Raw genomic sequence first — 12617 nt, 5'->3', positions numbered from 1 at the left:
GTGGATCTCGGACTCGACGGCAGGACCGTCCTCGTCACCGGCGCCTCCTCCGGCATCGGACTCGCCACTGCACGCACCTTCGCCGCTGAGGGCGCCCGGGTCGCGATCACTTACCGCAGCCGCGCGGAGCACGCCCACCGTCTGGCCGAGGAACTCGGCGCCGCAGCCGACCGGGCCCTGGCCCTTCCGTACGACCTGAGCGAGCCGGCCGCCGTCGAAACTGCCGTCGACGCCGTCGAGCAGCGCTGGGGCGGCGTAGACGTTCTTGTCGCCAATGCGGTGCGGCGCGGCCCCCGGCGCCCGCCGGGCCGGCACACGGAGGACGTGCCCGCCGAGGAGTGGCAGGCCCTGCTCCGCGACAACCTGGAACAGACGCTGCGCACGGTCCAGCTAGTGCTGCCCGGTATGCGTATGAGGAAGTGGGGCCGAGTCGCCCTGGTGTCCTCGCACATCGCCCGGGACGGAGCACCGGGACAGGAGTTCTACGGAGCGGGCAAGGCTGCACTCCTGGGCTTCGTGCGCAGCCTGGCCTGGGACACCGGCCCGGACGGGGTTCTCGTCAACGTCGTCAGCCCCGGCCTGACCCGGACTGCCGGAGTCGTCGCCGACCTGCCGGCCCAGGTACGTGAGAAGGAACTGGCCCGGACCCCCAGCGGCCGCCTCAGCTCCCCGGACGACGTCGCTCGCGCCGTCGCGTTCCTGTGCTCGGAGGCCAACGGCAACATCACCGGTGCCGCCCTCGACGTCTCCGGGGGCCGCTAGGTCGTACCACCTCCGCGAGCACCTCACCACGACCGCCCCAAAGCGGTCCCACCATGAGAGGAACAACATGTCCCGCACCCATCTCGTACGGCACGCCGTCACCATCGAGGCCCCCGCCGAGCGCTGCTATGCGCTGATCGCCGACCTCGACGCATGGGCGCAGCACTTCGCCCCCGCTGTGCACGCCGAAATCCTCGAGCGCGCCGACGACGGCGCGGAACTGGTCCGGCGGTGGGCGCTGACCGGCGATTCCTCGGTCCACACCTGGGACGCCTGGCGACGGATGGACCCGGAAGCGGCCCGCATCGTGCTGGACCAGGTGGAACCTGACGCGCCGCTCGCATCCATGCGCGCCACCTGGACGTTCTCGTCCGAAGCGGCATCCACCACGGAGGTCGTCGTCACCCATGAGTTCACTCTGCGTGACGACTCCCCGGAGGACGCCGCGCGTACGGTCACCGAGGAGCTCGACGGCCGCACTCCCGGACAGCTGGAATCACTGCGGCAGACCGCCACGGCGTGGGAGGAACTGGAGCCCCGGGTGATCTCCTTCGAGGACCCGCTCTTCATCGGCGGACGCCTGGAGGACGTCTACGAGTTCCTTTACGCCGCCGACAAGTGGCCCGAGCGCGTCCCGCACGTGGGCAAGCTGGATCTCACCGAGAAGACCCCGGGCATCCAATTCTTCGACATGCACACGGAAACTCCGGACGGCCGAGCGCACACGACCCGCTCGGTGCGGATCTGCCTGCCCCACAACAAGATCGTCTACAAGCAGACCGGACTGCCTGCCCTGCTCGACGCGCATACCGGGCACTGGGTCTTCGTCGAAACACCGGAGGGCGTGGTGGCGCACGCACGGCACACCGCCACCATCAAGCCGTCCGCCCTGCCGCTGCTGGGCGAGGGCACGACGGTCGCGGACGCCCGTAGGTACCTGCGGCGCGTGCTGAGCACCAACAGCCTGCAGACCCTGCGCTACGCGCAGCAGTTCGCCGAGGAGCGTGCCCGTGCCGGCGCCACCGCTTGAGCCCACCGGCGAGCAGTCCGTGTTCGGCAGCGTGCCGGATGGCCCGGCTGCGCTCGCCCACGTCCCGGCGGTGCCGTTGGACGGGCTGCTGCGGCGGACCGCCGCCGCGCTGCCCGGACGAATAGCCATGCGCACGCCGCAGCAGACGGTCACCTTCGCCGAGCTCGACGCACTGGTCGACGGCGGCGCGGCGGTGCTTGCCGGAGCGGCGGGCCGCCCCGGCGCGGTCGTGGGCGTCGTGTCGGCCCTGACGACGTCCTTCGCCGTCGCCTATTACGGCACGATGCGGGCGGGCCTGGTGGTCGCGACCGTCAATCCCTTCCTCCGGGAGGACGCCCTCGCGCACGTTCTCGCCGGCGCGGCAGTGTCAGTCGTCGTGGCCCCGCCCGAGGTGGCCGCACGCGTCGAGCGGATCCGCGGGCGGCTGCCGAACCCGGTTACCGTACTGTCGCCACAGGATGTCGCCCGCCCCGGACCACCTCGGGGTGGCCCGGGGCCAGCCCCGGACGACGTGGCGTGCATCCAGTTCACCAGCGGTACCACCGGCGAACCCAAAGCCGTGCAGTTGACGCACCGCAACCTCGTCGTCAATGCCGTCCAGATCGCCGCCGTCCATGAGCTGAACAGCAACTCCGTGGCGCTCAACCACCTGCCGCTGTTCCACCCGATGCACCTCAACTCGGCGGTGTGGGCGGGCGCGGCCCAGGTGCTGGTCCCGGAGGCCGACGGGGCAGCCGCGGTGGAGGCGGCCAACCGCCACCGGGCCACGCACTTCTACAGCCTTCCGGTACGGCTGGCGCACCTGGCGGCCGACCCGCGCCTGCCGGAACTGCGACTGCAGACAGTGGGCGCCGTCTTCTCGGGCGGGTCCGCCCTGCTGCCCGCTCCGGCCCGCACGCTGGCCCGCCACCTGGGCGTACCGGTGGTACAGGGATACGGCCTGGCCGAGACCTCCCCGCTCACCCACTGCCAGCGTCCGTCGAGGCCCGTCCCGGGCTCCGTGGGCAGGGTGGTCCCAGGCACCGAGTGCCGGGTCGTTGACATCGACACCCGCGCTCCGGTCGAGCCCGGCCGCCCGGGCGAGGTCCAGGTACGCGGACCACAGGTGATGCGGGGCTACCTCGGTTCCGCCGATCCGCCGACCGACGCCGAGGGCTGGTTCTCCACCGGAGACGTCGGTCACCAGGACGCGGCGGGCAACCTCTTCCTGACCGATCGGCTCAAGGACGTCTTCAAGTACGAGAACTGGGTGGTTTCGCCCACCGAGATCGAGCAGGTCCTCATCCAGCACCCGGCCGTACGGGACTGTGCCGTTGTCGACCACCCCGACCCCTACCGCGGTGCCGTGGCTCATGCCTTCGTCGTTCTCGCCACGCAGACGCAGGCACAGCCAGTGTCCGACGAACTCGCCGACATCACCGGCTATGTCAACCGGCAGCTGCCGTACTACCAGCACGTGGAGTACATCGACTCCGTGGACGGCATCCCGCGCTCACCCAACGGCAAGATTCTCCGCCGCGCTCTACGCGAACGCGTCAGCGACCTCGCCCATGATTCGTCCCTCACTCCGTTCCATGGAGGATCTCAATGATCACTGTCATCAACCGGCTCACCGTGCACGGCGACGTCCCCACATTCGAACAGGCACTCAAGGGAATCACCGCCCACATGAGCGGCCAACCGGGATTCATCGGTCACCGCCTCTACCGCTCGCTGCGCAATCCGCAGGTGTTCATCGAGACCGCGCAGTGGACCGACGCCGCATCGCACCGCGCGGCGATGCAGGCGGAGGCGTTTCAGGAGAAAGTGAAGGACCTCGGCGGCCTCGCCACTCCCGAGCCGGACCTCTTCGAGATTCTGGAGGAAGACGCGCCGGCCCCCACCGAACGGGCATAGCCGAGAGGCGGCACGGCTCCGGAGATTGCACAGGACGCGCGCGGACCCGGCTTCACCGGGGCACGTGCGCACCTGTTGAGGGCGTGCCCGTTGTGCCTGCGGAGGCGCGAACCGGGTTGGGAATGTGCCCAACGAACTTCTGACGTTTGATGAGTGCCGGCGTCCGATCTGCGGCGTGGTGGTTGGTGCGGCAGCCCTCTGGCAAACGTGTGCCGTCGGCGCCACGTCGCAGGTGGGCCAGAAGATCCGTGTGGAAGCACGGTGATCGGCCAGAGGACGGAGGCGCCGGCGGCAACGGTCCGAAGGGACAGGACAGCGCACGGATCGGCGACTGCTATGCGGTGTTCAGTTGTGCAGGCAATGGTGCCCATGGAGGAGCGCTGCGGTTGCGCAGCCGGTGGTGCGCACCGGCTGTCGACACGGGTACGCATGGGGTCGGCCCATGCAGCCGGAACGTGTCTGAGCCGGCAGGCCGAAGAGAAATGTCTCGTACTTCTCGACCGGTCGGTGCTTTCTGGCGGGCTTGTGTACGGTTCCCTCGCCCAAGGGCGTATACGTGGGCGTATACTGCTCGCATGTCTGATGCCATGATCCGTGTGCCGGCAGAGGTGCGGGACCGCCTTGCGGTTCTTGCGGAGTCGCGGGGAACCTCGATCCGTTCCCTGGTGCAGGAATTCGCTGAGACCACTCTGACCGAGGAGGAGCGCCGGGAGCGGGCCGAGCGGACCCGCGCCTACCTGGCGGAACACTTCGGCGTCGAGGTGACGGACGGGGAGAGCGCCGAGATGGGGCGCAGGCTGCGGGAGGCGTTCGCCCGGCAGACGGGCGCCGCCGCGTGATCCAGCATCATTTGGTGATGGACGCCCCCACGCTGCTGGCTCTCTCGGGCAACCGGCAGGTGTCGGCGCTGATCCACCGGGCCCACTTCGAGCCCGAGACGCGCCTGTGGGCGCCGGTGCTGTCGGTTCTGGAGGCGGACGCCGAGCATCCGGGGATCGCCGAGCACGTCGGCCAGCTCGAGGTCATCCACACCGTCGATCTGGACTATCCGGCGGTGCTCGCCGTGGCGCAGATGCGCAGGAACGGTACGCCCATAGGCGTCGCCGCAGCCGTTCACGCCGTGCGCCACCTGCCCGAATGGGGAGCTGACGCACTGATCGCCACCGTCGACCCGAAAGCCTACGAGGACCACCGCGTGCCCTGTCTCGACCTCAACCGCTGAACCCGGCACGACGCTCCGTCCCGGCACAGCAAGGATCTGTCCCGGCCGACGGCCGGCGATCATGGCGAACGTTGCGGGATGCGGTGCAACACCCGGCGGCAAGGTGGTCGGCAATGGGAGCATCCGTGTCCCACCTCGCGTCGTGACAGGTGTGGTCGTGGGAGGGGACAGTGTCCCCGGGCCTCACCTCTTGCTTGCAGGGACGATCGTTCGGCTGAAGCCCTGCGATGCCTCTCGCCGCGTAGGCGACCGCCCCTTCCACGACCCGTACCGCGGCCCCGGCCGGAATCCCCCCTTCCCAGCCCGGGGCTGCATGCAGGATCACGCCCGACGGGCGAGCCTGTGGCCGGGAGCCGCCTTCGTCGGCCGGTCGAATCCGCGTGGGCTGCACGCCGTCCGCTGGACCCGGATGGTCCTCACCCAGACGAACACCGTCTGGCTGCTCGTCGTGGAACCCATCGCCTACGACAACATGCCCCCGCTGAGCGTGCTCTGGATTCCCTTCCTCCTCGGCCGGGCCCAGGGGCTGCGCTACCTCGGCATCATCCGCACCGACGAACGCATCCGCTTCCGCATCCTGACCTGGCTGATGATGCCCCTGGCCATCGTCATGGCCCGGACCTGGTTCCGCTGGCTGCGCTGGTACGACATTCCCACCTGCGCCAAGACCGGCTGGGCACCCGCCGGAGCGGGGCCGAAGTCTCCCTCGCCGGCACCACCCCGACCCCGGCGACCGCAGGGCCCAATCGCCGGACCGGGCGGCCTGAGCGCACTGGGCGAGTCGAACGTCCAGCGCGGCGTTTACGACAGCCGGACGCTGCTCCGTGATCACCTGTCGGGTGGGTTCGTCCGGGGGTGCTGTCGGTGATGGGGTTTTCTGGCGTGCTGTCCGGCGTTGTTCAGCGTCTTGAACGCCTTGGCGGAAGCGTTCGACTTCGCGCAGTCGCGCCGCGCGTCCGGCCTGTCCGCCGAGGGGCGTGGGATGCCGCGCGGTCGGCCGGCGCGCTCCCAGGGGCGGGGAGCTGTCCCGTCGTGCACGAGCACGCGGGAACCGTGCACCAGCACCACCACCGTAGCGCCGGCCCGCAGGAACGCTGCCGCTGCTCGTCCCGACCGCTCGGGCGTCCCTGTCACACCGCGTGCATCCGGTCCCCGGTACGTCCTGCCTGTAACCGCTTGGGCCGGGAGCCGGCCCAGATCAGCTTGTCCCGCCGAACCGTCTCACCCCGATGTGGGACCACTTCGACGAGACGTTCCCCAGAAGCACGCCGCAGAGCGGGAGCGTCCCGCCTCACCGAGGTGCCGGAGGGGCGGCAGCGGTCCTTGCCGACCCTTCCCTTCGGAGGTCTCCTTCATGAACGTCGGTATCGGCCTGCCCGTCGGCGACCCTGCCATCCTGCTCGCCTGGGCCCAGCGCGCCGACGCAGGGCCCTTCAGCACGCTCGGCCTGCTCGACCGACTCGTCCACCGCAACCCCGAACCCCTGGTCGCGCTTGCCGTCCTCGCGGGCGCCACCTCCCGCATCCGCGTCCAGACCGAGGTGCTGCTCGCCCCGTCGCGCGACACAGCCCTCCTCGCCAGGCAGGCCGCCGCCTCGGATCGGATGACCGGTGGCGACCTGGACGCTGCACTGATCCTGTGGCTCATCGCCGGGCCCTGACCCCGGCAGAGCGAAGCGACCCCGGCGGGGAAAGTGCCGGGGGTCGCTTCGTAGCCAGGGCAGGCGCGCACCCACCGTGCCGACGGCGGCGCCGGCGGCCACCGGGCCGCCGCATTTTCGTCCCGGACGGAACCCTGGCCGATCCGCGCTGCACGAGATGTCATGCGGCCGCCCGCGAGCCCGGCCGCGGTCGTCCTGTACGTCTCCGCCAGCGCCGGTACGTCAACGCAATGACGTGCACCGCCGACGACGACCAGGAGCACGGCGCCGTCCACCGGCCGTGCCGCCCGCCGCCCTGCAAGACGCGCCGCGCTCGGAGTCGCAAGAGGTGTCGTGCGGCCCCCGGTCCGGGCGCCGGGAAGCGCCGTACACCTCCGGCACTTCTGCATCGCGTCCCGTTCGACGGGACCGCCCGCCGGAGTCCCAGCGCGTGCCGTACGCGCCGTGCACCGCGCGTACCGTGCACGCCCCGGCGGCCAGGGGCCCGTCGCCCGCATCGAGTGCCGCGGCGGCCGCCGCTCCGCCTGGCTGTACCGCACCGACCGGGCCGAGCCCAAGCTGCCGACGACGCTCGCCGAGGAAGCCGCGCTCGACAGGGCCGTGGCCGCTCGCACCACGTGCCCAGTCTGCCGCCGGCGTTATCACCACGCTCTGCCGCTGCGCACCCTCGGCTCGTGGCTTCTCCGAACTACCAGGGTTGTTCTGTGATCTTGCGCCGGGGTGCCAATTCCTGAAGACGGGGTCGGCGCGGGGTCGGAGAACGGGTGCGCACGGCGCGGGTGTTAGCTTCCTCCCCGTGATGGAACATCAGATCGAGACCAGGGCGGCCTACGACGGAGTCGTCGAGCTCTATGCGTCGATGTTCGCCAACCGGTTGGAGACGCGGCCGTTCGCGCGGAACATGATCGGCACCTTCGCCGAGCTGGTGCGCGGGACGGGGAACCTGCGGGCGGCCGACGTGGGGTGCGGGCCCGGACATCTGACGGCCATGCTGCACGACCTGGGGCTGGACGCCTTCGGGCTCGACCTCTCCCCGGCCATGGTCGACCATGCTCGACGGGCCCACCCAGCGCTGCGGTTCGACGAGGCGCGCATGGAGGCACTGCCGGTCGAGGACGGCGCACTCGGCGGAGTGCTGGCCCACTACTCGATGATCCATACTCCGCCCGGGGAATTGCCCGCGCTGCTCGCCGAGCAGGCCCGTGTCCTGGCACCGGGAGGACTGCTCCTGGTCTCGTTCTTCGGGACCGAGGCACCGGAGCCGGTCCGCTTCGATCACAAGGTGGCGCCGGCTTATAGCTGGCCGGCGGACCGGTTCGCCGAGTTGCTGGCCGGAGCCGGGCTCGTCACGGTTGCTCGGCTGCTTCATGACCCGGCTTCCGAGCGGGGCTTCCTCGACACCCACTTGCTGGCCCGCCGCCCCTAGCCTCGGGCTTTCACGAGCCAGCCTCTCCGGGACTTGATCGGTGAACCGAGGCCCGCCGCTCCATGGGCCGCGACCTCCTCGCCCGGGCCCGCCGCCACCCGATCGAGTCAGAAACCACCCACACCGCCCCGCCCACCGAACTCACCGCACAGCCCCAACGACGAGACCGCCGAGTGGCCGTCATACACCGCCTCGGCGGACGTGACCCGCCACAGGTGAGGCAAGTCCGGTGGGCCCGGGAAGCCGTCTCATCGGTCCCTGTCACGTGTCAGGTCGCGCTGCCACCGGCGAAGGGCCAGCGAAATGGACGAGGAAGGAACGGCGATGTGCGTGGGCAAGAGCGCGGCAAGGCGGCTGTGGCGCTGGCGGGCCAGCCCCCTGCGGCGCCGCGACGATGCCGTAGAGGTCTGGGCCACGCTGGTGATGTGGACGGTAGTGATCATTGGGGGAACGCTCGTCGGGCTCATGAGGCGCACGCCGCCGCCCAGGCGTCCGCGCGGGAGCGCGCCGTTGTCCGGCGAAGGCGTCAGTTTCCTGCTCAACGGTGCGTTGCTTGCGCAGGCCGCGTGCTGCGGCGCGGCGCAGCACATCTTCACTGCGGTCGCCGGTCCTGGCTTGCAGCCGGCAGGTCACAGGGGTACTGCACCGATTCATACGCGCGCTCGCGAGGGTGCGGAACAGGCCGGTGCAGGACACGGGCTCGCGGCCGAGCGGGCTCTCCCGCGCGGCGAGCCGCTGTCCGCGTCTGTCGGCCAGAGCCTCGCACCCGTCGGCGAGCCGTCCCCGTCGGCCCGCCTGACGCTCGCGCTCGCCGGTGGAATGGGCGTGCTCGCCCGGCCCGCGGCAGCACCCGTACCGGATCGGTCGGCCTGATGCTCCGCCCCACGCCGGTAGTGTTCCGCGACCGTCCCGCGTCGGCCGGGGAACCGCCGGCGGAACGCAGACGGACAGCTTCGGGGCACGACGATCCTGAATGCTGCCGGATCGGTCAACTGCTCCGGGGCCGAAGGGCCCAGCCGCCCGGGGCCGGTCGGCGGGCGCCGGGTGTGCCGAGGGGCCCTGCTCGGGAGCGGCGCGGGCGGCCAGGATCGGAAGTGCGGAAGTTCCTGCGCACAGTGAGGGAGAGACCGGCGATGACGGCAACGGCGGCAATCGGGTCCCGGGCGGCCGAGGCGTGGCGAGGCTTCGCCGGCGGGCGCTGGCGCGAGCACGTGGACGTGCGCGACTTCATCCAGGCCAACTACATCCCGTACACAGGCGACGCGGCGTTCCTGACGGGGCCGACCGACCGCACCCGCACGGTGTGGGAGAAGGTCCGCGCGCTGTTTCCCGAGGAGCGGCGCCGCGGCGTCCTCGACGTCGACACCGCCACCCCGTCGACGATCACCTCGCACGCTCCCGGTTACATCGACCGCGAGCGCGAGCTGATCGTCGGCCTGCAGACCGACGCCCCGCTGAAGCGCGCGATCATGCCCAACGGCGGGCTCCGCATGGTGGAGAACAGCCTCAGGGCGTACGGCTACGAGGCCGACCCGTTCGTGACGAAGGTCTTCGGCACCTACCGCAAGACCCACAACGACGGGGTGTTCGACGCCTACACCCCGGCGATGCGGGCGGCCCGCAGGGTCGGCATCATCACCGGCCTGCCGGACGCCTACGGACGGGGCCGGATCATCGGCGACTACCGGCGCGTGGCGCTGTACGGCACCGACCGGCTGATCGACGCCAAGCGGGCCGAGCGCGCGCTGCTGGACGCCGAGCCCTCCACCGAGCACGTCATTCGCGACCGCGAGGAACTCGCCGAGCAGATCAGGGCCCTGGGCGAGCTGACCCGCATGGCGGCCGCGTACGGCTGCGACGTCTCCCGGCCCGCCGCCACCGCGCACGAGGCCGTGCAGTGGCTCTACCTCGGCTACCTCGCCGCCGTGAAGGAGCAGAACGGGGCCGCGATGTCCCTGGGCCGCACCTCCACCTTCCTGGACGTCTACCTCCGGCGCGACCTGGACGACGGCGTGATCGACGAGTCCCGGGCCCAGGAGCTGGTCGACGACTTCGTGATCAAGCTGCGGATCGTGCGCTTCCTGCGCACGCCCGAGTACGACGCGCTGTTCTCCGGCGACCCCACCTGGGTGACGGAGTCCATCGGCGGCATCGGCGAGGACGGGCGCCCCCTGGTCACCCGAACCTCCTTCCGCTTCCTGCAGACCCTGTACAACCTGGGCCCCGCGCCCGAGCCGAACCTGACCGTGCTGTGGTCGCCGCGACTGCCGGCCGCCTTCAAGGAGTTCTGCGCCCGCGTCTCCATCGACACCAGCGCCGTGCAGTACGAGTCGGACGAACTGACGCGGCCGTACACCGGCGACGACACCGCGATCGCCTGCTGCGTGTCGGCCATGGCGGTGGGCCGGCAGATGCAGTTCTTCGGCGCCCGCGTCAACCTCGCCAAGGCGCTGCTGTATGCGGTCAACGGCGGCCGGGACGAGATGACCGGCGAGCAGATCACCCCCGCGATGCCGGCGCTGACCGGCGAGTACCTGGACTACGAGGAACTCGCGGCCGCCTACGACCAGGTCCTGGAGTGGCTGGCGGCCACCTACGTCAACGCGCTCGACGTCATCCACTACATGCACGACAAGTACGCCTACGAGCGCATCGAGATGGCACTCCACGACCACCCCGTGCACCGCTTCATGGCCTGCGGCATCGCCGGCCTGTCCGTCGCCGCGGACAGCCTGTCCGCCGTCAAGCACGCGCGGGTGAAGGTGATCCGCGACACCACCGGTCTGGCCGTCGACTACCGCACCGAGGGCGACTACCCGGCCTACGGCAACAACGACGACCGCGCCGACGCCCTTGCCGCCGGGCTGGTGGAGTCGTTCATGGCGAAGGTGCGCAAGCACCCCACCTACCGGGACGCCGAACACACCCAGTCCGTACTGACCATCACCTCCAACGTCGTCTACGGCCGGCACACCGGCAACACCCCGGACGGCCGGCGCTCCGGGCAGCCCTTCGCGCCCGGCGCCAACCCCATGAACGGCCGCGACCGGCACGGTGTGGCCGCCTCGGCGCTGTCGGTGGCCAAGCTGCCCTACGAGCAGGCCCGCGACGGCATCTCCCTGACCACCACCATCACACCCGAGGGACTCGGCCACGTTCCCGGGGAACGCCCGGCCAACCTGGTGGGCATCCTGGACGCCTACATGGCGTCGGGCGGCTTCCACATGAACGTCAACGTCCTGGACCGGGCCACGCTGGAGGACGCCATGGAGAACCCGGAGCGGTACCCCGAGCTGACCATCCGGGTCTCCGGGTACGCGGTCAACTTCGTGCGCCTGACCCGCGAGCAGCAGCTCGACGTGATCAGCCGGACCTTCCACGGATCGCTGTGAAGGAGACCAGGGCGGCGCAGGCCGCTGCGCACGAGACCGCGGCGCGGCCTGCGGCGGTCGGCCGGATCCACTCCTGGGACCTGTCCACCGGCGTGGACGGTCCCGGGACCCGGTTCGTGCTCTTCGTCAGCGGCTGCCCGCTGCGCTGCCTGTACTGCGCCAACCCCGACACCTGGCACATGCGCGACGGCCGCCCGGCCACCGTCGATGAGGTGATGGCGCGGATCGACAAGTACCGGAACTTCCTCAGCACCGCCGGCGGGGGAGTGACCGTCACCGGCGGGGAGCCCCTGCTCCAGCCCGCCTTCACCGCCGCCGTGCTGCGCCGCTGCAAGGAGGCCGGCCTGCACACCGCCCTGGACACCTCCGGCTTCCTCGGGGCCCGCGCCACCGACAGTCTCCTCGCCGACACCGACCTGGTACTGCTGGACGTCAAATCCTTCGACCTCGCCACCTACCGCAGGCTGACCGGCGGCGAACTCGCCCCCACCCTGAACTTCGCCACCCGCCTGAACCGGCTCGGCGTGCGCACATGGATCCGCTACGTCCTGGTTCCCGGCTGGACCGACGACCTGAGGGCCATCGACGGTCTGGCCCGCTTCCTGTCCGGCCTCGGCGCCGTCGACCGGGTGGACGTCCTGCCGTTCCACAAGCTGGGCGCGGCGAAGTACGAGGCCCTCGGCCTGCCCTTCCCGCTGCGGGACACCCCAGCCCCCGCTCCCGAACTGGTGCAGCAGGTGAGGGAGCAGTTCCTCGCCCGTGGACTGAGCGCCTACTGATCCGTCCGCCGGCCGGGGCGGCCGGATGCGCCGTGTCCTTTGGCACTCCCGGCCACGGGTGTCCTTGCCCCGCATCCGGCACGGCGAAGGCCGACGGCACCCTGAAATGCCGTCCGGCTCGGGCCGTGTCACCGCCCCGTCCGACCGGTGCGGTGCTTTGTGACAGACGTTCGCGGCTCGGTGTGCGTTTCGGGCGTGGTGGAAGACGATCCGCAACGGCGGGGCGTTCGGAAGGGCCGGCAGGCCCCGGCATGGAGGACGGCCGGAACGCGCTGCCGCGGGGCCGTCCGGCGGCAGGGTCCCCGGCGGAGCCGGAGTCAGCACCTGACACCAGTACGCGAACGGCGCAGGACGACCCGTAGCACACGAGGCGTGTCGGGCGGAGAGCGGAAAGAGCCCGTACCGGACGATGCCACCGTGCACACGACCGCAGGAGCGCCTGCACCGGCC

Annotated in this window: 12 protein-coding genes and 1 pseudogene; all 13 read left to right on the top strand. The window is 70.9% G+C overall.

Annotation, left to right across the window (positions count from 1 at the left end; genetic code table 11):
* The 13 genes and pseudogenes from IE271_RS18365 to pflA all read left to right on the top strand — a co-directional run bounded on the left by IE271_RS18365 (position 1) and on the right by pflA (position 12167).
* Entirely contained in the window at positions 1-762 is a 762-nt protein-coding gene (locus tag IE271_RS18365; RefSeq protein ID WP_190191431.1) for an SDR family NAD(P)-dependent oxidoreductase, read from the top strand.
* A 67-nt stretch (positions 763-829) separates the two neighbouring features.
* Positions 830-1792, top strand: coding sequence for an aromatase/cyclase (locus tag IE271_RS18360; protein WP_190191430.1), 963 nt, complete (start codon positions 830-832; stop codon positions 1790-1792).
* Entirely contained in the window at positions 1773-3383 is a 1611-nt protein-coding gene (locus tag IE271_RS18355; RefSeq protein WP_229919399.1) for a class I adenylate-forming enzyme family protein, read from the top strand. The genes IE271_RS18360 and IE271_RS18355 overlap by 20 nt, the downstream gene beginning before the upstream one ends.
* On the top strand, positions 3380-3688 hold the full coding sequence (locus IE271_RS18350) for an antibiotic biosynthesis monooxygenase family protein (RefSeq protein ID WP_190191429.1): 309 nt from the start codon (positions 3380-3382) through the stop codon (positions 3686-3688). Before IE271_RS18355 ends, IE271_RS18350 begins: the two co-directional genes overlap by 4 nt.
* Positions 3689-4263: 575 nt before the next feature.
* The gene (locus IE271_RS18345; protein WP_190191428.1) at positions 4264-4527 is read left to right on the top strand and encodes a hypothetical protein; all 264 of its coding nucleotides are present in this window, start codon (positions 4264-4266) and stop codon (positions 4525-4527) included.
* Positions 4528-4544: 17 nt separating this feature from the next.
* The gene (locus IE271_RS18340; RefSeq protein WP_229919398.1) at positions 4545-4910 is read left to right on the top strand and encodes a PIN domain-containing protein; all 366 of its coding nucleotides are present in this window, start codon (positions 4545-4547) and stop codon (positions 4908-4910) included.
* A gap of 313 nt (positions 4911-5223) precedes the next feature.
* Entirely contained in the window at positions 5224-5778 is a 555-nt protein-coding gene (locus IE271_RS18335) for a hypothetical protein (RefSeq protein WP_190191426.1), read from the top strand.
* Positions 5779-6264: 486 nt separating this feature from the next.
* Positions 6265-6531, top strand: a pseudogene (locus IE271_RS18330) (LLM class flavin-dependent oxidoreductase); the annotation flags it as partial.
* A gap of 483 nt (positions 6532-7014) precedes the next feature.
* The gene (locus IE271_RS18325; protein ID WP_229919397.1) at positions 7015-7278 is read left to right on the top strand and encodes an RRQRL motif-containing zinc-binding protein; all 264 of its coding nucleotides are present in this window, start codon (positions 7015-7017) and stop codon (positions 7276-7278) included.
* 91 nt (positions 7279-7369) lie between these two features.
* Positions 7370-7996 (top strand): class I SAM-dependent methyltransferase, encoded by a 627-nt coding sequence (locus tag IE271_RS18320; protein ID WP_373308789.1) that lies wholly within the window; start codon positions 7370-7372, stop codon positions 7994-7996.
* Positions 7997-8299: 303 nt separating this feature from the next.
* Positions 8300-8869, top strand: a complete 570-nt coding sequence (locus IE271_RS18315; protein ID WP_190191424.1) for a hypothetical protein — start codon at positions 8300-8302, stop codon at positions 8867-8869.
* A 260-nt stretch (positions 8870-9129) separates the two neighbouring features.
* A complete protein-coding gene (gene pflB / locus IE271_RS18310) occupies positions 9130-11388 on the top strand; it encodes a formate C-acetyltransferase (RefSeq protein WP_190191423.1) in 2259 nt (752 codons plus the stop codon).
* Entirely contained in the window at positions 11385-12167 is a 783-nt protein-coding gene (gene pflA / locus IE271_RS18305) for a pyruvate formate-lyase-activating protein (protein ID WP_190191422.1), read from the top strand. Before pflB ends, pflA begins: the two co-directional genes overlap by 4 nt.
* Positions 12168-12617 lie beyond the last annotated feature (450 nt).

It is taken from the genome of Streptomyces minutiscleroticus (genome assembly GCF_014650875.1).
Taxonomy (GTDB): domain Bacteria; phylum Actinomycetota; class Actinomycetes; order Streptomycetales; family Streptomycetaceae; genus Streptomyces; species Streptomyces minutiscleroticus.
The sequence above is the reverse complement of the archived record's forward strand: the minus strand, read 5'-3'. Positions and strand labels throughout refer to the sequence as shown.

Bases quoted from the DNA above. Each gene is read 5' to 3' on its own strand.
- IE271_RS18360 (WP_190191430.1), top strand. From the start codon at position 830: ATGTCCCGCACCCATCTCGTACGGCACGCCGTCACCATCGAGGCCCCC.
- IE271_RS18350 (WP_190191429.1), top strand. From the start codon at position 3,380: ATGATCACTGTCATCAACCGGCTCACCGTGCACGGCGACGTCCCCACA.
- IE271_RS18345 (WP_190191428.1), top strand. From the start codon at position 4,264: ATGTCTGATGCCATGATCCGTGTGCCGGCAGAGGTGCGGGACCGCCTT.
- IE271_RS18340 (WP_229919398.1), top strand. From the start codon at position 4,545: ATGGACGCCCCCACGCTGCTGGCTCTCTCGGGCAACCGGCAGGTGTCG.
- IE271_RS18335 (WP_190191426.1), top strand. From the start codon at position 5,224: ATGCAGGATCACGCCCGACGGGCGAGCCTGTGGCCGGGAGCCGCCTTC.
- IE271_RS18320 (WP_373308789.1), top strand. From the start codon at position 7,370: ATGGAACATCAGATCGAGACCAGGGCGGCCTACGACGGAGTCGTCGAG.
- IE271_RS18315 (WP_190191424.1), top strand. From the start codon at position 8,300: ATGGACGAGGAAGGAACGGCGATGTGCGTGGGCAAGAGCGCGGCAAGG.
- pflB (WP_190191423.1), top strand. From the start codon at position 9,130: ATGACGGCAACGGCGGCAATCGGGTCCCGGGCGGCCGAGGCGTGGCGA.